At 67.7% G+C, this 23,566-nt stretch carries 13 protein-coding genes, 3 rRNA genes and 2 pseudogenes; 10 read left to right on the top strand and 8 right to left on the bottom strand.

What is annotated here, in order from left to right; all coding sequences use genetic code 11:
- Window positions 1–7: 7 nt before the first annotated feature.
- Window positions 8–1,339, bottom strand: coding sequence for an MFS transporter (locus QFZ71_RS13490; protein WP_307671447.1), 1,332 nt, complete (start codon window positions 1,337–1,339; stop codon window positions 8–10).
- Window positions 1,340–1,512: 173 nt separating this feature from the next.
- Between QFZ71_RS13490 and QFZ71_RS13485 the strand changes: the two genes are divergently transcribed.
- The 5 genes from QFZ71_RS13485 (at window position 1,513) to QFZ71_RS13465 (ending at window position 8,648) form a co-directional block, all read left to right on the top strand.
- The gene (locus QFZ71_RS13485) at window positions 1,513–2,070 is read left to right on the top strand and encodes a MarR family winged helix-turn-helix transcriptional regulator (protein ID WP_307668475.1); all 558 of its coding nucleotides are present in this window, start codon (window positions 1,513–1,515) and stop codon (window positions 2,068–2,070) included.
- A gap of 710 nt (window positions 2,071–2,780) precedes the next feature.
- Window positions 2,781–4,306: ribosomal RNA gene (locus QFZ71_RS13480) — 16S ribosomal RNA — on the top strand.
- 311 nt (window positions 4,307–4,617) lie between these two features.
- A 23S ribosomal RNA gene (locus QFZ71_RS13475) occupies window positions 4,618–7,743 on the top strand.
- 78 nt (window positions 7,744–7,821) lie between these two features.
- A 5S ribosomal RNA gene (gene rrf / locus QFZ71_RS13470) occupies window positions 7,822–7,938 on the top strand.
- Together the 16S, 23S and 5S rRNA genes form the textbook arrangement of a ribosomal RNA operon.
- A 149-nt stretch (window positions 7,939–8,087) precedes the next feature.
- Entirely contained in the window at window positions 8,088–8,648 is a 561-nt protein-coding gene (locus QFZ71_RS13465; protein ID WP_307668474.1) for a GNAT family N-acetyltransferase, read from the top strand.
- A gap of 60 nt (window positions 8,649–8,708) precedes the next feature.
- Here the strand turns inward: QFZ71_RS13465 and QFZ71_RS13460 are convergent, their stop codons facing one another.
- From QFZ71_RS13460 to QFZ71_RS13430, 7 genes and pseudogenes are all read right to left on the bottom strand, one after another.
- The gene (locus QFZ71_RS13460; protein ID WP_307668473.1) at window positions 8,709–8,924 is read right to left on the bottom strand and encodes an e9imm peptide; all 216 of its coding nucleotides are present in this window, start codon (window positions 8,922–8,924) and stop codon (window positions 8,709–8,711) included.
- 64 nt (window positions 8,925–8,988) lie between these two features.
- Entirely contained in the window at window positions 8,989–10,644 is a 1,656-nt protein-coding gene (locus QFZ71_RS13455; protein ID WP_307668472.1) for a type IV secretory system conjugative DNA transfer family protein, read from the bottom strand.
- Window position 10,645: 1 nt separating this feature from the next.
- Window positions 10,646–12,064: an ATP-binding protein gene (locus tag QFZ71_RS13450; protein WP_307668471.1), complete on the bottom strand. Its 1,419-nt coding sequence runs from the start codon at window positions 12,062–12,064 to the stop codon at window positions 10,646–10,648.
- A 68-nt stretch (window positions 12,065–12,132) separates the two neighbouring features.
- Window positions 12,133–13,663, bottom strand: a pseudogene (locus QFZ71_RS13445) (SCO6880 family protein).
- A 17-nt stretch (window positions 13,664–13,680) separates the two neighbouring features.
- Window positions 13,681–15,046 (bottom strand): annotated as a pseudogene (locus QFZ71_RS13440) (hypothetical protein).
- Entirely contained in the window at window positions 15,036–15,902 is an 867-nt protein-coding gene (locus QFZ71_RS13435) for a hypothetical protein (protein ID WP_307668470.1), read from the bottom strand. The pseudogene QFZ71_RS13440 and the gene QFZ71_RS13435 overlap by 11 nt, the downstream one beginning before the upstream one ends.
- A gap of 181 nt (window positions 15,903–16,083) precedes the next feature.
- Window positions 16,084–16,392 carry a hypothetical protein gene (locus QFZ71_RS13430; protein ID WP_003968086.1) on the bottom strand — a complete coding sequence of 103 codons (309 nt, stop codon included), beginning with the start codon at window positions 16,390–16,392 and terminating at the stop codon, window positions 16,084–16,086.
- Between the two features lie 1,004 nt (window positions 16,393–17,396).
- Here QFZ71_RS13430 and QFZ71_RS13425 point away from each other — a divergent pair.
- The 5 genes from QFZ71_RS13425 (at window position 17,397) to QFZ71_RS13405 (ending at window position 23,451) form a co-directional block, all read left to right on the top strand.
- Window positions 17,397–17,765 (top strand): hypothetical protein, encoded by a 369-nt coding sequence (locus tag QFZ71_RS13425; RefSeq protein WP_307668469.1) that lies wholly within the window; start codon window positions 17,397–17,399, stop codon window positions 17,763–17,765.
- Complete coding sequence (locus tag QFZ71_RS13420) at window positions 17,762–19,558, top strand: alpha/beta hydrolase (RefSeq protein WP_307668468.1); 1,797 nt, start codon at window positions 17,762–17,764, stop codon at window positions 19,556–19,558. Before QFZ71_RS13425 ends, QFZ71_RS13420 begins: the two co-directional genes overlap by 4 nt.
- On the top strand, window positions 19,555–20,115 hold the full coding sequence (locus tag QFZ71_RS13415; RefSeq protein WP_307668467.1) for a hypothetical protein: 561 nt from the start codon (window positions 19,555–19,557) through the stop codon (window positions 20,113–20,115). The genes QFZ71_RS13420 and QFZ71_RS13415 overlap by 4 nt, the downstream gene beginning before the upstream one ends.
- Before the next feature lie 232 nt (window positions 20,116–20,347).
- A complete protein-coding gene (locus QFZ71_RS13410) occupies window positions 20,348–22,819 on the top strand; it encodes an alpha/beta hydrolase (RefSeq protein WP_307671446.1) in 2,472 nt (823 codons plus the stop codon).
- Window positions 22,816–23,451 carry a hypothetical protein gene (locus QFZ71_RS13405; protein WP_307668466.1) on the top strand — a complete coding sequence of 212 codons (636 nt, stop codon included), beginning with the start codon at window positions 22,816–22,818 and terminating at the stop codon, window positions 23,449–23,451. The genes QFZ71_RS13410 and QFZ71_RS13405 overlap by 4 nt, the downstream gene beginning before the upstream one ends.
- Window positions 23,452–23,566: the final 115 nt, after the last annotated feature.

Raw genomic sequence — 23,566 nt, 5'->3', positions numbered from 1 at the left:
GCCCCGGTCAGTGACCGGCCGGGGCAGAGGCGGCCGCGGCGGGAGCCGGAGCGTTCCCCACGACCTCTCCGCCCTCGGGCAGCGACACCGCCACCACCCGCGACGGCACGTGGGCGAGCGACGGCTGATCCTGTACGGGGGTGAGCCGGCGTCCCAGCCGCAGCGCGAGCACCGTGATGCCCAGCGAGAACAGCACGAACGTCACGATGTACGGACCGTGCAGCGATGCCCCCATCGGACCGCCGACGGCCGGACCGACCGCCAGCGCGAGCTGCTTGCACAGGGCGAACGCCGAGTTGTACTGCCCGACCATCGACTCCGGCGCCAGATCGGCGACCAGCGGGGCGACGGTCGGCGACAGCATCGCCTCACCCAGCCCGAACAGCGCGTACGTCGAGATGAACGCGGCCGTCGCCATGGTCCGGCTGCCATGGCCCAGACCCGCGTACCCCGCCACGATCCAGGCGAACGCCCAGATCAGGCCGACCGCGGCGATGACCCGCGTGCGCCGCCGCCGCTCCACGAGCCGCAGCACGACGAACTGCGCGACGACGATGACCGCGGTGTTGGCGGCCAGCGCGAAGCCGAGGGTGGACGGATCGATCCCGGCGGCCTCCGTGCCGTACGCGGCCAGGCCGGACTCGAACTGCCCGTAGCAGGCGAAGAACAGCACGAACCCGAGCACGCACAGCTGGACCATGGCCCGGTGCGCGAGCAGCGCGCGCAGCCCGCCGCCCTTCGCGGCCGACGCGTCGGTGGGCCGCACGCCGCCGAGCGCAGCGGGACGGGGCATGCGCACCGTGGTCACGGTGACACCGAGCACCACGAACATCGCGGCCTCGATCAGGAACAGCAGGGTGAAGCTCGCCGGACGGCTCACGTCCACCAGCTGCCCGCCGACGAGTCCGCCGAGGCCGAGGCCGAGGTTCTGCAGGAAGAACTGCATGGCGAAGGCGCGCGTCCGGGTCGCGGCGCTGGAGCACCACACGAGCATCGTGGCGAGGGCCGGCTGCATGACGGCGGTGCCCGCGCCCAGGATCGCGGCGGCCGGCACGGCCGCCGGAACGCTGCTCGCGAATCCCAGGGCGGCGGCGCCCACGGAGGCCAGACCGGAGGCCACCAGCAGCACGGGCAACGGGCCCCGCCGGTCGATGGCCCGCCCGGTGAACGGCAGAACGGCCAGCGCCGCCATCGCGAAGACGGCCAGGACGACTCCCGCCGTCCCGGCGCCCAGATCCCGCACCTGCGCCACGTAGACGTACAGGTACGGAACGGTGAACCCGAGCCCGAACGCGCTCAGCGCGCTGCCCAGCTGGATCCGCCGCAGCGCTGCGCCCATCTCCCTGGTCACACTCACCTACCTCAAGATCTCGAAGGACCGATCGCCGGATCGCCGGGGAACGGGGTCCGACCCGTAAGAAATCAGACTCGAAGACTTTAGCACTAAACTTCGAAGGTGAAAACTTCACGATGAAGGACTTCAGGGCGAGGGGGCGTGCCATACTGCCCGCCATGTCCGAGAGCACCGAGGAGCCCGCCGTCGGCGAGCCGAGCCTCGACGAACAGATCGCCGCGTACCAGCGCGAGTTCCGCGACCTCGACCCCCAGGTCGAACAGGTCGTCTCCGCGCTGGGCCGGCTGAACCGCCGGATGAACGTCGCGTACGGGCGGCAGCTCGCCGCGCTCGGCATCAGCAACGCCGAGTGGGAGGTCCTCAAGACCCTGGTCCTCTCGGGCACTCCCTACCGGCTGGGCCCCGGCGAGCTGGCGAAGCGCCTCGGCCTCACTCCGGCGGCCATGACGCACCGCATCGACCGGATGGCCGGCGAGGGCCTGGTCACCCGCGACCGCGACGAGAACAACCGGGTCCGCGTCATCGTCGAGCTGACCGACGAAGGCCGTACGAAGTGGCTCGAGGCGATGCGCATGGCGACCGATTTCGAGGAGGACCTCCTCCAGGACCTCTCCGGCGACGAACGCGGAGTCCTCGGCGAACTGCTGGTCCGCCTGCTGCGCAGGGTGGAGCACGCCCAACCGGACGCCGGCGGCCGCCTCACCGACCTGGACTGACGGCCGGAACCGGAAGGATCGCGGAGCGGGCGCGGAGGCCACCTGGGGAGGGTTGACACACCCTTGGTGGTTGCGTAGTGTTCTCCGAGTTGTCACGGAGCCGGACGGTTCCGGGGCAGCCATCCCGCCGCGAACGCGGCAATCAAACTTCAGCACGATCTCCCACTCGGGATGATTTCGGCATGCCGGAATTCATGACGAAGGCCCGATTATGAGCCGCCGGGGGAATCCGCTAGAGTTTGGGCGTCGGAACGGCCCAACAGCCGGGAAGGCAAACCCCGCTGACTGGGAATCAGGCCCGAAAGGATCTGATAGAGTCGGACTCGCCGGAAAGGGAAAACGCGAAAGCGAAGGACCTGGAAAGCGGCCCCGCTTCGACCGGGAATCGGACACGAAAGAGTCTGATAGAGTCGGAAACGCAAGACAGCAGGACAAAGCAGTAAACGAAGGGAAGCGCCCGGAGGGGCCCGGTGAAACGGGACCGAAGGAAGCGTCCGTTCCTTGAGAACTCAACAGCGTGCCAAAAGTCAACGCCAGATATGTTGATACCCCGGCCTGCACCTGGTGCAGGTTGGTGGTTCCTTTGAAAAGTCCCACAGGGTCACTTCGGTGGCCGGTGGGCGACAACACAGCGAGGACGCTGTGAACAACGGGTCTTATTCCGACCGGTTGTTCCGCTCTCGTGGTGTGCACCCGATCACGGGTAAACATTCACGGAGAGTTTGATCCTGGCTCAGGACGAACGCTGGCGGCGTGCTTAACACATGCAAGTCGAACGATGAAGCCCTTCGGGGTGGATTAGTGGCGAACGGGTGAGTAACACGTGGGCAATCTGCCCTTCACTCTGGGACAAGCCCTGGAAACGGGGTCTAATACCGGATAATACTCTGTCCCGCATGGGACGGGGTTGAAAGCTCCGGCGGTGAAGGATGAGCCCGCGGCCTATCAGCTTGTTGGTGGGGTAATGGCCTACCAAGGCGACGACGGGTAGCCGGCCTGAGAGGGCGACCGGCCACACTGGGACTGAGACACGGCCCAGACTCCTACGGGAGGCAGCAGTGGGGAATATTGCACAATGGGCGAAAGCCTGATGCAGCGACGCCGCGTGAGGGATGACGGCCTTCGGGTTGTAAACCTCTTTCAGCAGGGAAGAAGCGCAAGTGACGGTACCTGCAGAAGAAGCGCCGGCTAACTACGTGCCAGCAGCCGCGGTAATACGTAGGGCGCAAGCGTTGTCCGGAATTATTGGGCGTAAAGAGCTCGTAGGCGGCTTGTCACGTCGGATGTGAAAGCCCGGGGCTTAACCCCGGGTCTGCATTCGATACGGGCTAGCTAGAGTGTGGTAGGGGAGATCGGAATTCCTGGTGTAGCGGTGAAATGCGCAGATATCAGGAGGAACACCGGTGGCGAAGGCGGATCTCTGGGCCATTACTGACGCTGAGGAGCGAAAGCGTGGGGAGCGAACAGGATTAGATACCCTGGTAGTCCACGCCGTAAACGTTGGGAACTAGGTGTTGGCGACATTCCACGTCGTCGGTGCCGCAGCTAACGCATTAAGTTCCCCGCCTGGGGAGTACGGCCGCAAGGCTAAAACTCAAAGGAATTGACGGGGGCCCGCACAAGCAGCGGAGCATGTGGCTTAATTCGACGCAACGCGAAGAACCTTACCAAGGCTTGACATATACCGGAAAGCATCAGAGATGGTGCCCCCCTTGTGGTCGGTATACAGGTGGTGCATGGCTGTCGTCAGCTCGTGTCGTGAGATGTTGGGTTAAGTCCCGCAACGAGCGCAACCCTTGTTCTGTGTTGCCAGCATGCCCTTCGGGGTGATGGGGACTCACAGGAGACTGCCGGGGTCAACTCGGAGGAAGGTGGGGACGACGTCAAGTCATCATGCCCCTTATGTCTTGGGCTGCACACGTGCTACAATGGCCGGTACAATGAGCTGCGATGCCGCGAGGCGGAGCGAATCTCAAAAAGCCGGTCTCAGTTCGGATTGGGGTCTGCAACTCGACCCCATGAAGTCGGAGTTGCTAGTAATCGCAGATCAGCATTGCTGCGGTGAATACGTTCCCGGGCCTTGTACACACCGCCCGTCACGTCACGAAAGTCGGTAACACCCGAAGCCGGTGGCCCAACCCCTTGTGGGAGGGAGCTGTCGAAGGTGGGACTGGCGATTGGGACGAAGTCGTAACAAGGTAGCCGTACCGGAAGGTGCGGCTGGATCACCTCCTTTCTAAGGAGCACTTCTCACCATGTCCTTCGGGGTGTGGTCAGAGGCCAGTACACCGGCGAGTGTTCGGTGCTGGTTGCTCATGGGTGGAACGTTGACTATTCGGCACGGTCGGTCGGTTTCTGTCAGTACTGCTCCTCGGAGCGTGGAACGCGGAGACGGATGGATCGTGTCGGGCACGTTGTTGGGTGTCTGAGGGTACGGCCGATTGTGGCTGTCCTTCGGTTGCCGGCCCCAGTGAACTCGCCTGTTCGGGCGGGGTGATGGGTGGCTGGTCGTTGTTTGAGAACTGCACAGTGGACGCGAGCATCTGTGGCCAAGTTTTTAAGGGCGCACGGTGGATGCCTTGGCACCAGGAACCGATGAAGGACGTGGGAGGCCACGATAGTCCCCGGGGAGCTGTCAACCAAGCTTTGATCCGGGGGTTTCCGAATGGGGAAACCCGGCAGTCGTCATGGGCTGTCACCCGCTGCTGAACACATAGGCAGTGTGGAGGGAACGAGGGGAAGTGAAACATCTCAGTACCCTCAGGAAGAGAAAACAACCGTGATTCCGGGAGTAGTGGCGAGCGAAACTGGATGAGGCCAAACCGTATGCGTGTGATACCCGGCAGGGGTTGCGCATGCGGGGTTGTGGGATCTCTCTTTCACAGTCTGCCGGCTGTGAGGCGAGTCAGAAACCGTTGGTGTAGGCGAAGGACATGCGAAAGGTCCGGCGTAGAGGGTAAGACCCCCGTAGCTGAAACATCAACGGCTCGTTTGAGAGACACCCAAGTAGCACGGGGCCCGAGAAATCCCGTGTGAATCTGGCGGGACCACCCGCTAAGCCTAAATATTCCCTGGTGACCGATAGCGGATAGTACCGTGAGGGAATGGTGAAAAGTACCGCGGGAGCGGAGTGAAATAGTACCTGAAACCGTGTGCCTACAAGCCGTGGGAGCGTCGCGCATCGAGCTTGCTCGGTGCGTCGTGACTGCGTGCCTTTTGAAGAATGAGCCTGCGAGTTAGCGGTGTGTAGCGAGGTTAACCCGTGTGGGGAAGCCGTAGCGAAAGCGAGTCCGAACAGGGCGTTTGAGTTGCACGCTCTAGACCCGAAGCGGAGTGATCTAGCCATGGGCAGGTTGAAGCGGAGGTAAGACTTCGTGGAGGACCGAACCCACCAGGGTTGAAAACCTGGGGGATGACCTGTGGTTAGGGGTGAAAGGCCAATCAAACTCCGTGATAGCTGGTTCTCCCCGAAATGCATTTAGGTGCAGCGTCGTGTGTTTCTTGCCGGAGGTAGAGCACTGGATAGGCGATGGGCCCTACCGGGTTACTGACCTTAGCCAAACTCCGAATGCCGGTAAGTGAGAGCGCGGCAGTGAGACTGTGGGGGATAAGCTCCATGGTCGAGAGGGAAACAGCCCAGAGCATCGACTAAGGCCCCTAAGCGTACGCTAAGTGGGAAAGGATGTGGAGTCGCAGAGACAACCAGGAGGTTGGCTTAGAAGCAGCCACCCTTGAAAGAGTGCGTAATAGCTCACTGGTCAAGTGATTCCGCGCCGACAATGTAGCGGGGCTCAAGCGTACCGCCGAAGTCGTGTCATTCACACATATAGGGCCAACGCCTGTGTGGATGGGTAGGGGAGCGTCGTGTGCCGGGTGAAGCAGCCGCGGAAGCGAGTTGTGGACGGTTCACGAGTGAGAATGCAGGCATGAGTAGCGATACACACGTGAGAAACGTGTGCGCCGATTGACTAAGGGTTCCTGGGTCAAGCTGATCTGCCCAGGGTAAGTCGGGACCTAAGGCGAGGCCGACAGGCGTAGTCGATGGACAACCGGTTGATATTCCGGTACCCGCTTTGAAACGCCCAGTACTGAATCAGGCGATGCTAAGTCCGTGAAGCCGGCCCGATCTCTTCGGAGTTGAGGGTAGTGGTGGAGCCGATGAACCAGACTTGTAGTAGGTAAGCGATGGGGTGACGCAGGAAGGTAGTCCAGCCCGGGCGGTGGTTGTCCCGGGGTAAGGGTGTAGGACGCACGGTAGGCAAATCCGTCGTGCATATGAGTCTGAGACCTGATGCCGAGCCGATTGTGGTGAAGTGGATGATCCTATGCTGTCGAGAAAAGCCTCTAGCGAGTTTCATGGCGGCCCGTACCCTAAACCGACTCAGGTGGTCAGGTAGAGAATACCGAGGCGTTCGGGTGAACTATGGTTAAGGAACTCGGCAAAATGCCCCCGTAACTTCGGGAGAAGGGGGGCCATCACTGGTGATAGCACTTGCTGCTTGAGCTGGGGGTGGCCGCAGAGACCAGCGAGAAGCGACTGTTTACTAAAAACACAGGTCCGTGCGAAGCCGTAAGGCGATGTATACGGACTGACGCCTGCCCGGTGCTGGAACGTTAAGGGGACCGGTTAGCTGCCTTTCGGGGTGGCGAAGCTGAGAACTTAAGCGCCAGTAAACGGCGGTGGTAACTATAACCATCCTAAGGTAGCGAAATTCCTTGTCGGGTAAGTTCCGACCTGCACGAATGGCGTAACGACTTCTCGACTGTCTCAACCATAGGCCCGGTGAAATTGCACTACGAGTAAAGATGCTCGTTTCGCGCAGCAGGACGGAAAGACCCCGGGACCTTTACTATAGTTTGATATTGGTGTTCGGTTCGGCTTGTGTAGGATAGGTGGGAGACTGTGAAGCGGCCACGCCAGTGGTTGTGGAGTCGCCGTTGAAATACCACTCTGGTCGTGCTGGATGTCTAACCTGGGTCCGTGATCCGGATCAGGGACAGTGTCTGATGGGTAGTTTAACTGGGGCGGTTGCCTCCTAAAGAGTAACGGAGGCGCCCAAAGGTTCCCTCAGCCTGGTTGGCAATCAGGTGTTGAGTGTAAGTGCACAAGGGAGCTTGACTGTGAGACCGACGGGTCGAGCAGGGACGAAAGTCGGGACTAGTGATCCGGCAGTGGCTTGTGGAAGCGCTGTCGCTCAACGGATAAAAGGTACCCCGGGGATAACAGGCTGATCTTCCCCAAGAGTCCATATCGACGGGATGGTTTGGCACCTCGATGTCGGCTCGTCGCATCCTGGGGCTGGAGTCGGTCCCAAGGGTTGGGCTGTTCGCCCATTAAAGCGGTACGCGAGCTGGGTTTAGAACGTCGTGAGACAGTTCGGTCCCTATCCGCTGTGCGCGTAGGAATATTGAGAAGGGCTGTCCCTAGTACGAGAGGACCGGGACGGACGAACCTCTGGTGTGCCAGTTGTCCTGCCAAGGGCATGGCTGGTTGGCTACGTTCGGAAAGGATAACCGCTGAAAGCATCTAAGCGGGAAGCCTGCTTCGAGATGAGTATTCCCACCCTCTTGAAGGGTTAAGGCTCCCAGTAGACGACTGGGTTGATAGGCCAGATGTGGAAGCCCGGTAACGGGTGGAGCTGACTGGTACTAATAGGCCGAGGGCTTGTCCTCAGTTGCTCGCGTCCACTGTGTTAGTTCTGAAATAACGAACGGCCGTGTTGTTGCCCGGTGTTCAAATTTTCATAGTGTTTCGGTGGTCATTGCGTTAGGGAAACGCCCGGTTACATTCCGAACCCGGAAGCTAAGCCTTTCAGCGCCGATGGTACTGCAGGGGGGACCCTGTGGGAGAGTAGGACGCCGCCGAACAATTTTTCCGGGAAAGCCCCGTGCCTTGTGGCACGGGGCTTTTCTGCGTTCCGGACCAGTTTCTGCCGGCATGCTCTTCCCGGCTCGGTGCCCGGTGGTGGCGGGTCAAGTCGGTTGAACGTCGGGCGCGTGAGGGTGAGGATCGGGACATGGACTATGTGGTGCGTGGCGTGCGGGCCGACGAGTGGCCGCAGGCGCGGCAGTTGCGGTTGGAGGCGCTGAAGGACCCGGCGGCTCCGGTGGCGTTCCTGGAGACGTACGAGGACGCGGTGGCGCGACCGGACACGTTCTGGCAGGGGCGTACGGCCGGTGCGGCCGAGGACGGAGGCGGCCGGGTCCGGCAGTTCGTCGCCGAGTCGCCCGAGGGCTTCTGGGTGGGGACGGTCACCGTGCTGGTCGAGAGCCCGGACGACGAGGTGCGGTTCGGGGAGGCCGCCACCGTGGACCAGGCGCACGTGGTCGGTGTGTTCGTCCGGCCCGAGGTGCGGGGGACCGGGGTGACCGACGCGCTGTTCCGGGAAGCCGTCACGTGGGCCTGGTCGTTGTCCGCGCCCCGGATGGAGCGGGTGCGCCTCTACGTGCACGAGAAGAACCCGCGGGCCGCCGCCTTCTACCGGAAGTTCGGCTTCACCCCGTCCGGCCGGCGGATCGCGGCTCCGGGCGACCGGGGCGATCAGGAGCTGGAGTACGTGCTCGGGCGCGAGGGGTAGGGCGGCTTCGGCGGCCCGCGCCGCGGCGGTGGGGCTTCCGGTAGTCGGTGCTGCTCCCGGTCAGAAGGCGATCGGCCGGTAGGCCAGGGCCCGGTCGACCACCTCGGCGGCCGTGAGCTCACCCGCCGGCGGCCAGTGGATCGGGTCGCTGACGTAGCCGGACGGACGGGCCAGTGCTCTGTCGAGGCCCTCCAGCCATCCGTGCAGCTCGTCCTCCGACGGGTAGTCCCCCGCCACGATCCGCTCCACGCGTGCGACCGCTTCGGCCCGGCTCATCGGCACGGCACCCCACCCCCTCGGCGGCGGCCTGGTGAACGGTGGGGTCGGCCGGGCAGGGGGATCATCCGGTGCCTGGTGCGGGAGTGTGCAGGGGGTGCTGCCAGCGGGCTCGGCCCTGTTCCTCGGAGCGGAGCAGCACGAGGACGGGCATGCCGTGGTCCTGACCGGTCGTCAGGAGGTCGGGGAGCTGGGGGAAGGGTGCCACGGCCGCGACATCGTCGAGGACGAACGTCATTGGTGGGTCGAGCCGGCCGGCGGATGACCGTGCGGCCATGCGGCGGCCGTGCTCGACCACGTCTGCGGCCAGCGCGGTGAGGAGGGGCATCGCGCCGGGGCGGGAGCGGGGATCCTCGATGGATTCGCCCACCAGGTAGAGCGTTCCCCCTTCGGCGGCAAAAGATTCCAGCGCGAGGGAATCGGCTCGGTTCGCCGTGCACGCCTCGCGGATGTGGACCGTGGACAGCGCGGCGAACGCCCGTACCGTCAGTTCCTGTGCCACCTCCCGCCGTTCGGGATAGGCGGTGAGGGCGGACTCCAGCAGTCCGGCGAACCCGGACGCGGCCTTGGGGTGCGTACGGAGAAGGCGTACGGGTTCGTGGGCGCCGGAGCCGGAGGCCCAGCGGAGGACCTGGCGGAAAGGGCGGCCGTCCACCGCCGCGGCGTGCAGCCAGCACTGGAGGAGGGTCTGCGCGGTGTCGGCGACCGCCGCGTCGATCCTGGCCCGCGGACGGACCGGGGCGAGCAGGGCGGCGGCGCGGGCGTCGGCGGTGCCGGGCAGCTCGCACCCCGCGGTGGGCGACCAGTGGAGGCGGGCCGGGGTGTCGCAGAGATGGCCCGGATCGTGGACGAGGACCGGGCCGACCTTGGCGCGGGCGTCCTTCGTCTCGGCCCAGACGGTGGGGTCCGAGGTGACGACGAGGGCGGGGCCCTCGGCGTCATGGACGGCCTGCACGACGGTGGGGCGCCGGGTGGCGGCGGGTGCGTAGACGAGGAGGGGGGTGCGCGGGGAGGGAAGGCGCTGGGGGAGGGTGGTTTCGGGGGTGGAGCGTGGCGGCTGATGCGCGCCGGGGGGCGGGGGCGCGTACGCGGGCGTGGACACCGGGGCGTTCGGGGATGCGGGGGTCGGCGGCGATACGTACTCGTGCTCGTACGTGGCGGCGGGGGCGGGGGTGTGCGTCGGACCGTGGTCGTACGCCGGGGTGTGCGGGGGAGCGTTCCCGGTTCCGCTCCCGTTCTCGCTTCCGTTCCCGCTGACGTGGCCGGTCGCCTCAGGTGCCCGTCGCTGCTTCTCGTACGGGTCCGGGACTCGTTCCTCGCGGCGGCGTGCCCGGACGGCTCGGCCGCGGGCCACGACGCCGACCGTGAACACCGTGATGACCACCAGCACCATCAGTTCGCCGATGAACAGGCCCCAGAACAGGCCGTACCCGGAGAGCTGGGTGCGGGACGCCTCCGGCCAGGCGGTGGAGAGGTCCTGGGGGGAGGTGGCCAGTTCGCGCAGGGCGAGCGGGGCGCGGGTGAACGTCACGCCGTCCGGCCAGGCCCCGTGGGCGAGGAGACCGGACAGGCCGGTGGCCGTCCAGGTGACCAGGGTGGCGGCGAGGAGCAACCCCAGGAGGCCGATCAGCAGACCGTCCGGGATGCCGCCCTCGCCCCGGTGGCCGTGGGGTCCGTCGTGATGGGCCGGGCCCTGGCCCCGTACCGGCTGACGTGCCACGTCAGGCCACCGTGGACTCGGACGACTCGTTCATCCGCTTCTGGTGCTCGATCCGGGCCGCCCGTTGCTCCGCCTCCAGCTCGGCGGCGCGGATGTCGTCGGGGAGCTGGTCGTCCGACGAGCCCTCGGTCATGGCGCGGTCGGTGAAGACCAGGGGGCGTTCGGCCTCGGTGATCAGGTGTTTGACCACCTGGACGTTGCCGTTGACGTCCCAGACGGCGATGCCGGGGGTGAGCGTCGGGATGATCTCGACGGCCCACCGGGGCAGCCCGATGACCCGGCCGGTCGCTCGCGCCTCGTCCGTCTTCTGGGCGTAGATCGTGCGGGTGGACGCCATCTTGAGGATGGCGGCGGCCTCCTTCGCCGCGGCCCCGTCCACCACGTCGCTGAGGTGGTGGACGACGGCGACGAAGGAGAGCCCGAGCCGGCGGCCGAACTTCAGGAGGCGCTGGAAGAGCTGGGCGACGAAGGGGGAGTTGATGATGTGCCACGCCTCTTCGACCAGGAAGATGCGCTTCTTGCGGTCGGGCCGGATCCAGGTGTGCTCCAGCCAGACCCCGACGATGGCCATCAGGATCGGCATCGCGATCGAGTTGCGGTCGATGTGCGAGAGGTCGAAGACGATGAGGGGCGCGTCGAGGTCGATGCCGACGGTCGTGGGCCCGTCGAACATGCCGCGCAGGTCGCCGTCGACCAGCCGGTCCAGGACGAGGGCGACGTCCAGGCCCCAGGCCCGTACGTCGTCTATGTCCACGTTCATCGCCTCGGCCGACCGGGGCTCGGGGTGGCGCAGCTGTTCCACGATGTCCATCAGGACCGGCTGGCGGTCGGTGATGGTGGTGGTGACGAAGGCGTGCGCCACCTTCAGCGCGAAGCCGGAGCGTTCGTCGAGGCCGTGGCCCATCGCGACCTCGATGATCGTGCGGAGGAGGGCGAGCTGGCCGGTGGTGGTGATGGAGGGGTCGAGCGGGTTGAGGCGGATGCCGCCGTTGAGCGCGGCGGTGGGGTCCAGGCGGATGGGGGTGATGCCCAGTTCCTGGGCGATGAGGTTCCATTCGCCGACGCCGTCCTCGCCCTGGGCGTCCAGCACGACGACCTGGCGGTCGCGGAAGCGGAGCTGGCGCAGCACGTACGTCTTCTCCAGCGCGGACTTGCCGTTGCCGGACTCGCCGAGGACGAGCCAGTGGGGGGCGGGGAGTTGCTGCCCGTACAGCTGGAAGGGGTCGTAGATGTAGCCCTTGCCGCTGTAGACCTCGCGGCCGATGATCACGCCGGAGTCACCGAGGCCGGGGGCGGCGGTGGGGAGGTAGACGGCCTGGGCCTGGCCCGTGGACGTACGGACGGGGAGGCGGGTCGTCTCCACCTTGCCGAAGAGGAAGGAGGTGAAGGCCTCCGACAATGCGGACAGGGGGTCTCGCATGGTGGGGGCGCCCTCTCTTGGTTCGTGTCGCGGGTGGGTGGGGTGTCGTTCCTGCGGAGGCCGCGGGGTCAGCGGCGGATTCCGGTGGCGAACGGGAGCGTGTTCACGAAGGCCCGGTGGTGCTCGCGGTCGCACCACTCCAGCTTGAGGTAGGACTTGCCGGCGGAGGCGCGGATCGTGCGCTTGTCGCGGGCGAGGGCCTCGGGTGAGCGGGACGACACCGTGATGTACCCGACCAGGTTGACGCCGGCCGCGCCGCTGGCGAGGTCTTCGCCGCGTTGGTCGAGCCGTCCGTGGGCGGCGATGTCGCGGGGGTCGACCGTGCGGTTCATCTTGGCCTGGCGGCTGGCCTCGGCGTCGTCGTTGGTCTTCTCGGTCAGCATGCGTTCGATGGCGACCTCGGTGGGTTCGAGGTCCATGCAGACGGCGACGGTACGGATCACGTCGGGGGTGTGGACGAGGAGCGGGGCGAGGAAGTTGACGCCGACGGGGGTCATCGGCCACTCCTTCACCCAGGCCGTGGCGTGGCACCAGGGGGCGCGGGTGGTGGACTCGCGGGTCTTGGCCTGGAGGAACGTCGGCTCGACCGCGTCCAGTTCGGCGGGCCAGGCGTTGCGCTTGGTCATGGCCTGGATGTGGTCGATGGGGTGGTCGGGGTCGTACATGGAGTGCACGAGGGAGGCGAGCCGGCTCTGGCCGAGCGGCTGGCGGACCCGGATGTCGGCCTCGGCGAGGCGGGCGCAGATGTCGGTGAGCTCGCGGGCCATGACGACGGCGAGACCGGCGTCGCGGTCGAGCTTGCGGCCGCCGTGGGGGCGGGGCGGCGCGGGCCATGGCGTTGGCCTCGGCGGCCAGGTCACGGCTGTGGTGCATGCAGGCGACGAGGTAGGCGCGGTGCTGCTCGCTGGAGGTGGAGACCATGGACTGGAGCTGGTCGTAGGAGTCCTGGAGCCAGCCGGGGGCGTTCTTGTCGCCGCGCTGGGCGACGTCCTTGGCGTGGGCGTCGGGGTCGGCGGGGAGGGTGCGGGCGAGCATCTGGAGGCGGGTGACGAAGCCGTCGCCGTTGGCCACGTGCTTGAGGAGGGTGCCGAAGCGGTCGACGAGGGCTTCCTGGTCCTCGCTGTCGCGGAGGCCGACGCCGGGGCCCTCGATCTCGATGGCGGCGGTGACGGTGCGCCGGTCGGCGTGGAGCAGTACGGCGATCTCGTCGGGGCCGAAGGGGGCGGCGAGCCAGCTGATCCGGCCGATGCCGGGGGGCGGGCCGATCTCGACCTCGCGGCCGGTGGCGCTGATGCCCGCTTCCATGGCGCCGGAGCGGTAGGCGGTGCCGCGGCGCAGGGAGCGCTTGAAGCTGCGGTTGATCTCGAACCACTTGTAGAAGGTGCGGCCCTTGTACGGGACGTACACGACGGCGAGGGCGAGCATCGGAAAGCCCACGAGGCAGACGATGCGCATCGAGAGGACCGGGACGAGGAGCCCGCTCATCATGCCGAGGAACGCGCCGACGATGATCAGGGCGATCTCGCCGGTCTCGCGGTTCTTGCCGATGATCGCGTTCGGCCGGGCGCGGCCGATGAGATACGTGCGGCGGGGCGCCATCGTGTGGGACGGGGTGGTCAACGCCCTCCACCTCCTGTGCTCGAGTTACCTGTGGTGCCGAAGCCGCCTCCGCCTCGGGAGGAGCGGCTGCTGTGGGGGGTGCCGGAGGTGGGCGCGGAGCCGCTGCGGGGGGAGGGGGCGGCCGATCCGCCGCCGGTTCCGCCGCCTCCGCCGGAGGGGCGGGAGCTGTGGGCGGCGACGCCGCCGCTGGCCGGGTTGGCGGGGCGGGCGCCTCCGCCTCCGCCGCTGTTCTGGTCGGTGCGGCCGCTGTGGGTCTTGATGCCCTGGGAGACGAGGGCGGCCGGGGAGCTGATCAGGGCGGCGGCCTGGGAGCCGTCGGTGGCCTGCTTGCGGTTGGTGCGGGCGCCCTGGATCTCGTCGCCGAAGCCGGGGACGAAGCGGTAGATCATGGCGGAGGCGAAGATGGCCAGCAGGATGATGGAGAGGCCGGAGACGACGGCGGAGAAGGCGTCGGGACCGTCGCCCGTGGAGAGCGCTCCGGCGAGGCCGAGGACGATGACGATGACCGGCTTGACCATGATCACCGCGATCATGATGCCGGCCCAGCGGCGGACGTGGCCCCACATGTTCTTGTCGACGAGACCGGCGTAGACGACGATCCCGAGGAGCGCGCCGACGTAGAGGAGAGCGGCGCGGATGACGAGTTCCAGCCAGAGGACGCCGGCGGCGAGGACCGAGACGAGCGAGACGACGATCAGCATGATCGGGCCGCCGCCGATGTCCTCGCCCTTCTTGAGGGCTTCGGCGAACGAGCCGAAGAAGACGTCGGTCTGGCCGCCGGTGGCGGAGGCGATGGCCTCGGTGACGCCGTCGGTGGCGGAGACGATGGTGTAGAGGATCAGCGGGGTGAAGGCCGAGGCGAGGACGGTGAGCCAGAGGAACCCGACGGCCTCGGAGATCGCGGTGGTGAGGGGCACGCCGCGGATGGCGCGCTTGGCCACGGCGAGCAGCCAGAGGACGAGGGTGAGGATGGTGGAGGCCGCGAAGATGACGGCGTACTGCTGGAGGAACGTGGGGTTGGTGAAGTCGACGTTCGCCGTGGACTCGACGGCCTCGCTGAGCTTGCCGACGGTCCAGGAGGCGGCGTCGGCGCAGCCTCGGGCCAGGGAGGAGAGGGGGTCGAGGGCGTCGGTGTCCGTGGACCGGGCGGTGGAGCCGCTGCGGGCGTTCTCGCCGTCCTCGCAGTAGTCACGGGCGAGGCCCCACGATGAGGTCGCAGGGGTTTTCGCTGCCACTTGGCGACGGGGTCGGGGTGGGCGTCGGGGCGGCGGTCGCTCGCGGTGCCGTGCCGATCGCGAGCGCAGGGAGGACGGCTGAGATACCGGTCCGCATCAGCCTGCGGAACCGTTGGCTATCGGGCATAGGTGAAGCCTCCGTATCCGTCGACCGCGTCTGCCATGTCGTCAGCTGTCGAGGCACGGTTGTCCCCGTTGACCGGCGTCGGCCCTTCCGTCTGGCTCGACGAAGAGATCTTCCAGTCCCCAGCAGTCCACTTGAGCTTCTGGGTGATGGTGAACCATGTGCCGGTGACGGGCTTCGTGGCCCCTTCTCCGGCCAGTCCGACCAGTCCGGTGCACCAGACCTCGACCGTGGCCGTGTCCTCGTTCGTCTCGACGACCTTGGTGCCGACCGGCACGGTCCTTGAGACGAAAGTGAGCCCTGGGGGCGGGGTTCCGTCCTCCGTGAGGCCGACGTTCGCGTAGAAGGAGGGCGAATAGGCGGCATCGAGATCGGCCTGGAGCTTCGACACCACCGCAGGATCGTGCGTGGCATCGATGATGCCGCGGCGGGTTTCGGCGTTGAACATCTCTGCGGACCCGAGCGCCACCGCGTAGTTCGCCGCCGCGCTCTGCGCGCCCTGCTCGTCGCGGGCGAAGCCGGAGGGGATCGTGCCGTTCTTGCCCTGGACGGGCTTGGTGCCGGTGGCGGCGGTGGGGGCGCTTCCCGCACCGCCGCGGCCCTTGGCGCCGGGTGAGGCGTCGTCCTCGCTGCCACCGCCGCGGTTGGCGAAGGCGAGGGCGGCGATGAGGAGGACCACGATGCCGACGATCATCACCAGGGAACGGGAGTTCCGGGCGGGGCGCGCCTGGGGACGGCCCGCATCGCTCTCGGGCAGCCTGGTGCGGGTCTGGCGGGTGCCGCCGAGCGTGCTGTACGGGTCGTCCGAGCGTCCCCCGCGGTCCGCGGAACGGTAGTCGTGCTCGTCACCGGGACTCATGCCGCGTTCGCTCCCTCGGTCGTGTGCGGAACCGCGCAGGACGGCGCCGGCTGTGCTGGTTGCCGCTCGAACGCGGTGGGGTGACTCGACATCAGGGAAACGCGACCTCAGTCGGTGGGCACGACGGGCGGACGGTGGGGGACGGGCTGGGACGGCCCGGAGCGGAATGGCCGACTGCGGGTCAGACGGCCATTCCGTACACGATGGTGAACAAGGTTCCCAGGGAGCCGATGATGAAGACCCCGGTCAGCCCGGCCACGATCAGGCCCTTGCCCTGCTCCGCGCTGAACGTGTCGCGCAGGGCCGTCGCGCCGATCCGCTGCTTCGCAGCGCCCCAGATCGCGATGCCGAGGCAGAGCAGGATGGCGATGGCCATCACCACCTCGATCATGATGCGCGCCTCGTTGCCCAGCGTCCCGAACGGCCCCCAGTCCGGAGCGATTCCGCCGATGATGGTGGTGATGTCGCCCTTCTCTGCTGCCAGGATCATGTAAGTCACCGCCCCTGTTGGGTAGTTCGCTGCCCGTGCCGGCCGACACGGGTCGCCTTCTATCTTCGCTGATGAAACCGCGCTCGCACGACGCCTTCCGGGGTCTCTTTACCCGGATCTCGCACGTTTGACCGGGGCGGGCACCCTGACCTGCGGCTCGTCCCAACTCCTCATACGCACACCTGGTCACTCTGTGTATCACGGGGTGTGACCAGGAGCAACGACGGCGGCCACGGGTTCCGGATGCGGTCGCAGCGTTCACGGAGCACGGCGTGTTCGGATGCGCCGTTCGAGAGCCCTCGGTGCGCCGGTCGGCAACCTGTTCGGGCCGGCGCGCTGCGGGAAGCCGACGCGGGCGCGAGCGGCGGTGGTCGTGCGGCGGTAGCAGGAGAGGGCGCCGGCTCCGGGCGGCGGGTCCGGAGAACCGACGGCTGGTAGCTGACGCCGACCCGGAGGATGCCGACGGGGACCGTGTCCGGGTGGGGGCGCGTCCGCCACCACGGCTGGCGGCCCCGATCGCGGTCAGCGCGAGGGCTTCGACGGCTTCCCGGTACGACGGCGGCCCCCGGCGCACGGGTGGGCGGCCGCCGATGACCGGCGGCCACGGGGGCAACATTTCGTCCCACCGCCGTACCGGGCCGGGGGAGAGCAGCGTGACCAGCTGCGCCGCGCGGATCGCACGCCGGAGCGCCTGCCCATCGTTCGGGTGAACCGCGCGGTCCGGCAGGAACGGCGTTCCCGCTCGTCCGGGCCGGGAACCACGGGACCACGTACGTCCGGAGCGCGGTGTACGGGGTGTTGACGTACGGCATGTCGCGCAGCGCCGATTTGGCACAGTGCCGCTCCACGATCGAGAGAACGGGGTGAGCGGTGTGGGTGGCGTGGGCGGAGTGACCGAGGTCGGGCAGCCGAACGGCGGATCGGAGCAGCTGTGGCCGCCGGTCGGAGCGGCGGGGGCGCCGGGGCCGGTGGGGGCAGCGGGTCCGGCGGGGGTTCCAGGATCCGTGGGGCCGGCGGGGGTGCCGGGTGCGGGAGGGGGTGGCGATCTGCGGCACAGCCGTGGCCCGTGGCTGCGGGCCGCCGATGGCGCCGACCAGTTGGTGGCGCACCTCGGTCCGGTGAGGGCGGAACTGGGTTCCGCCCACCAGGGCCTGACCGCAGGCGGCGGAGCCCTGGCCGCGCTGGCCGAGCTGGGCGTGGTGCGCGCCTCGTGGGAGCGCCGCATCGAGCAGGCGCGCGGCGAGTGCGGAAGCCTGGCCGGGAACATGAGGGCAGCCGTCCGGGGGCAGTCCCGCTCCAACGAGGCGGTGAGAAGCGGCTTCGACGGCGTGAAGACGCCTTCCGTGATGCCGAACGGGGGCGGTGCGTCGTGAGCGGCCGGATCGGCGGTACGGGCTCCGCACTGACCTGGGCCGCATTACGTGAGGTGAAGTGCGCCGAGCTGGAGCAGGCGGCGGACGGCTGGGGGCGGGTGAGCAACCGCGCCGATGCGGCCCGCGACCGGGTCGAGGGCCGGCTCCTGCCCGGTCTGCGCGAAACACAGAAGGGTGAGGCGGTCGACGCTGCCGTGTGGCGGCTGCGCAGGCTGGGGACGAACTTTCAGTACATCTATACGGAGTGCGGGCTGTTGCGGACCACGCTGAACAGCCTGGCCCACGAGATCAAGGCCCATCAACGGGTGTTGCAGGGTGCGCTGGACGATGCGGCGGCGCTGCGGTTCACGGTGCACGCGGACGGGTCGGTGACGTACCCCGCGGCCGGTGAGGGCCTGGCCGACGGGAAGCCGCTGCCGGGCGGGACGGCCACCGGGGTCCCGAATCCGGGCATGGTCGCCCCTTCGGGTCTCGTCGCGCCCAACCCGAACGCGGGCAAGGCCCAGGACATCGCGGACCGGGTGGCGCAGGCCGTACGGGAGGCCGCTGATGCGGACTGGCGGTACGCCAGGATCCTGCGGTCGCTGAAGGCACAGGAGGGCCTCGGCGTCTCTACGGCGACGTGGACGGACGCGGCGGCCGACGCGGCGGCGGTACGGCAGGCGGCGCGCAGCTACCTGAAGGACGCCATTCCGCACGACGCGAGCCCGACGGAACGCAAGGCGTGGTGGGCGGGCCTGACGGATGAGCAGCGCGAGGAGTACCTCGCGGTGTACCCGGATCAGATCGGCAACCTGGACGGGATCCCGGCCCTGGTACGGGACGCGGCGAACCGGGACAACCTGCGCCTGTTGATCGGGAAGCTGGAGGGCCAGGACGGCGAGGACGCGGCGACCAAGCTCGCCGCGCTGCGGGAGATCGACCGACAGTTGCGGGCGGGGACGAAGCCGGGAGAGCCACCGATGTATCTGCTCGGCATCGGCGACCAGGGCAATGGACGAGCGATCGTCTCGTACGGGAACCCGGATACGTCGCGGAATGTGGCTGCTTATGTGCCGGGGTTGAATACGTCGTTGGACAGGGAGTTCGCTGAGGGGGATCTGAAGCGGGCACGGGATACTGCTGGCGCAGCACGGGAGATTGATCATTCAAGTGCCGTGATCACTTGGCTCGGATATGACGCACCGCAGAGCCCCGATGGCTGGAGTAGTTTAGCTGTTGCCGGATCGGGGCCCGCGAAGACCGGTGGTCATGCCTTCAACGGATTTATGGCCGGCTTAGTGGCGTCGAACGATCACGCTGATCCGAACCTAACGGCTATCGGGCATTCCTACGGGTCACGAACAGTCGGGGCGGCGACGCAGGAGGAAGGAGGGATCCCTGGTGTGACGGACATTGTCCTGGTCGGCAGCCCTGGTGTGGGTGTGGATCATGCTGAAGATCTTGGAGTGGGAAGGGGGCACGTGTACGTAGGTGCAGCGGAGAACGACGTGGTGACCAAGCTCCCGGCAAGCGATCGTGCGGTGATCTCGGGACTTGGGCATGCCCTGGGTCCGGTCGGTTCTCTGGCGGGGAACCTGACGAACGGCGGTGGTGGCGATCTCTGGTTCGGGACGGATCCGGCGAGTGAGGAGTTCGGAGGGCGCCGCTTCGCAGTAGATCCGGGGCCGCCGCTTTCGTTCGACGCGCATTCGCAGTATTTCGATCCTGAATTGGACTCCTCGTCTGCTGGCAGCATTGCGCTGATTGCTGCTGGACGCGGACACGAAGTCAAACAGGAGCGGCCGAGGTGAAGCTGTACATGCGAACACCGGTGCTGATTCTCGCGGTCGGCATCTTATTGGCGGGGTGCGCCAAGAAAGAAGATAGTTACGTGGATATGCAAGATGCCGCAGTGCGGTCCGATGCGATTCTTGACGCGGTTTTTCGGAAGATTCGTCCGGAAGTGCATTGGACTCATGGCTTCACCTCGACGGGGCGGTGCGAGGTTACACGAAGGCGCGTTGTCATGACGGACATCTCGGCCGAGCGGAGAGGAAGCTTCCTCGGGCTGGTCGATCGGTTCTGGCGTAAGAGCGGATACCAAATGACGGCAGTGAACAACAGTTCTGAGTTCCCCGCCATCTATGCGCGGACCAATGATGGGTACCGCATGAGTCTTCGCATCGGAGGCAAGGGCCAAGCGTTCTTCCAGGTGGATACGCCCTGTGTCCAGAAGTCGGAAGTGCAGGACTCCACCAGCCAGGCGACGGCACCGCTGTACGAGGGCATGGAGTTCATCCCCCGCCCCAACATCCACTCCGACTTCTGGTCCGCAGGTGCCTCCGAGGCGGTGGGGGCCGGATCGTGAGCGAGGACGCCTGGTCCAACTCTGGTTTCGTGGAAGCAGTTTGAGCCCTCCAATGGGTCCTGGGGCCCATGTCGGGGCCCCGCCCGTGTGGTCGCATACGTGGAGTGACTGATCTGTCGCCCGTTCCGCCCACTCACGAGGTAGGGGACTGCTCTTGTCCGGCATACGAAGAAGCGCGGTTCCTGTCGGTGTCGATGTAGGCGCTGCCGTGGTGGGTTCGGGCGGGCAGTTGATGCCGCGGCCGTTGCAGGCGGTGCTCGTCCTGCTGCATGTTCTCTTCGTCGCCACCCTGGTGGGCGTCGTCAGGGCTCTCTCGGCGGCGTCCTCGGTGGATGCGGTCGACGGGTACCTCCTCGGGTTGGTGCTCTACGCCTCGTTACCCGGTGCCGCCGCCTTCGTGTTGTCGCTGTACGTACGTCAGGGCGGCGTGCGGGTCTGGTACGGGCTCCTCTCCGTGCAGGCGTGGATCGCTCTCGGCGCGCTCGCGGAGCTGGGTGGCGGCGGGGCCGGGCTCGCGGGGGTGGCGCGGCTGGTGATGCCGGTGACCGTCCTCGTGCTGCTGTGCCGGCCGGAGAGCCGCCGGTGGTTCCGCAGCACTCCGGAACAGCGTCACGAGCAGCGGCTGTTCAGCGTCGCCCGGATGATGAAGTTCCGCCGTGACGGCGGGCAGACCGCCTTGGAGTACCTCGGTCTCGTCCTGATCGTCGTCGCCCTCGTCGGCGGGCTGATGGCCACCGGTACCGGCAGGCAGCTCACTGCCGAAATCAGGGCGGCGATCTGCGAACTGACCGGAAGTTCGTGCCCGGCGCCGGGGCACGACGTCGTGGCCGGGGGCGGGGATGCCGACGGCGGTACGGACAGCGGTACGGGCGGCAGCAGGGGGGCCGACGGTGGTGGAGGCGACGAGTCCAGCCTCACCGGTGGTACCGGCAGCACCGGAACCAGCGGTGACGTCGGAGGCATCGGAGGGGCCGCGACCGGCGGAGGTGCCGAAGGCGCCGGAGATACCGCAAGCACGGGCGGCACCGTCGGCACCGGCGGTACGGGAAACATCGAAGGCACCGCAAGCACCAGCGGCACCGAAGGCACCGCAAGCACCAGCGGTACGGGAAGCACCGGAGGTACCGGAAGCCTCGGAGGCACGGAGGGTACCGGAAGTCCCGGCCGTGCCGGGGGTGGCGGCCCCGCCGGGTCTCTGGCCGGACCCGGCTCCCCTCAGGACCGCGCCGCCCTCCCTCCTGCCGACTTCATCGTTCCGGTTGACGCGGGTAGACCCGCCGGTCCGCACGGTGGCGGGTTCCTCGGCGGGTTGATCGGGGACGGGCTCGGGGGTGACGTCCACGGGGTCGCCGACGCCGTTCTGCGGCCGGGGGAGACCGGGCGGAGGATCGTCGACGCCTGGGAGCGCGACACCCGTGGCGCACAGGAGAAGTGGGCGCGGGGCGACTACATCGGTGCGGCCCGGGACTGGAACAAGGCCGTCGGGGGCGCCGGCGCCGGGATGGCGATACCCGGGTCCGGGGCGCGGGTCGACGCCGAGGTGCGGGACGCCGAGCGTGCGCACCTGAGCGAGCGGATACCGCTCGACGTGACGCCCGCCGGGCGCAAGGCATGGTGGGACGGGCTCTCGCCGGAGGAGCGGGAGCGGTACATCGAGCTGGTGCCGGAGCGGATCGGCAACCTCGACGGCATCCCGGTCCTCGCCCGCGACGCCGCCAACCGCCGCAACCTGCCGGCGCTGATCGACAAGCTGGAGGGGGTCGACACCGACAAGGCACGCGACCAGCTGGCCGGGCTGCGGGAGATCCAGCGGCAGGTGGACGAGAACGGGAAGCCGCCCCTGTACCTCATCGGGATCGGGGACGAGGGCAACGGACGGGCCATCGTCTCCTTCGGCAACCCGGACGCCTCACGGCACGTGTCGGCGTACGTACCGGGGCTCAACACCTCGCTCGACGAGGAGTTCGCCAAGAACGACCTCGGGCGGGCGCGGGACACCGCGATCGGGGCGCAGGGGTACGACGAGTCGACGGCGTCCATCGTCTGGCTCGGGTACGACGCGCCGCAGCTGCCGGACAAGGACGGGGCGGCGGGCTACTTCGCCGTCATGGGGACCGGGCGTGCCGAGAAGGGCGGGGCGGCCTACCGCGACTTCATGGACGGGATCTCCGTGACCAACCAGAACAAGGACCCGCATCTGACCGCCATCGGGCACTCCTACGGGTCCCGGACCGTGGGCGCCGCGGCTGCTCGGCCCGGTGGGATACCCGGAGTCGACGACATCATCCTGGTCGGCAGTCCGGGCGTCGGCGTCGACCACGCCGTGGACCTCGGCGTCGGCAGCGAGCACGTCTTCGTCGGGGCAGCCGCCAACGATCCGGTGACCAAGCTGCCGTCGAAGACCCAGGTCGTGGTGGGCGGGATCGGGATGGCCCTGGGCGGGCCCGGCGGGGCGTACCTGGCCGGCGATCTGGCCGATCCGGGTGACGACGACCTGTGGTTCGGGAAGGATCCGGCGAGCAAGGCGTTCGGGGCGCGGCGCTTCCCGGTGGCGGACGGTCCCCCGCTGGTCAGCGGCGGCGGTATCAGTCTGGACTCGCACTCGAACTACTTCAGCCCGGAGCGCGACGCCGTGTCCGCGGACAGCATCGCCCTGATCGTGTCGGGCAACGCCGACCGGCTCAAGATGGAGGAACCGAAGTGAGGCGAGCGAAGCGGGTCCTGCCCCTCGTCGCGGTGGTCCTGGCCCTGGGGGTTCCGCTGTCCGGATGCGGGAGCGGGAGCGGCCCGCGCGCGGGCGACGTGAGCACGGGGCAGGAGAGCGGGGCGGAGAGCGGGGCGGGGAGCGGGAAGGAGACGGGGAAGGAGAAGGAGAAGGGCATGGATATGCAGGAGGCCGCCGAGGAGTCCGATGCCATGCTGGACGCCGTCCTCGAGGGCATCGACCCCGAGGTGCAGTGGGCGCACGGGCCGACCACCACCCGCGCCTGCGGGGTGACCCGCCGCCGGACCGTCATGACCGTCGTCTCGCCCGAGCTGCGCCAGACATTCCTGGACCGTGCGGAGACGTACTGGCGGACGAACGGCTACCGGATCAAGGCGGTCAACAAGGACGAGAAGTTCCCGGCGGTCTACGCGGTCACCCGGAGCGGATTCGGTGTCAGTGTCTCCTTCCGGGGGAAGGGGCAGGCGTTCCTGGAGGCCGACAGCCCGTGCGTGAAGGAGTCGGAGGTCGCCGCTCCCGCCTCCGAGCCGAACGGGCCCGCGTACGAGGACGTCTACCCGCTGCCCCGTCCCAACGTCCGCTCCGACTTCTGGTCGGGGGACGGCGGCTGAGGGGTCGTCACGTGTCGCGCCCGGTGAGGTGGGCCGCCGCCCCCCGGTCGGCGGTGGCCGAGGGCTCGTCACTGCTGGTGCCGGTGAGCCGTCGACGCCCCCGTGTGCTTCGGGT

The sequence above is a fragment of the Streptomyces sp. V2I9 genome (assembly GCF_030817475.1).
GTDB lineage: Bacteria > Actinomycetota > Actinomycetes > Streptomycetales > Streptomycetaceae > Streptomyces.
Note: the sequence above shows the minus strand (reverse complement) of the source record. Positions and strands in the feature narration are given on the sequence as shown.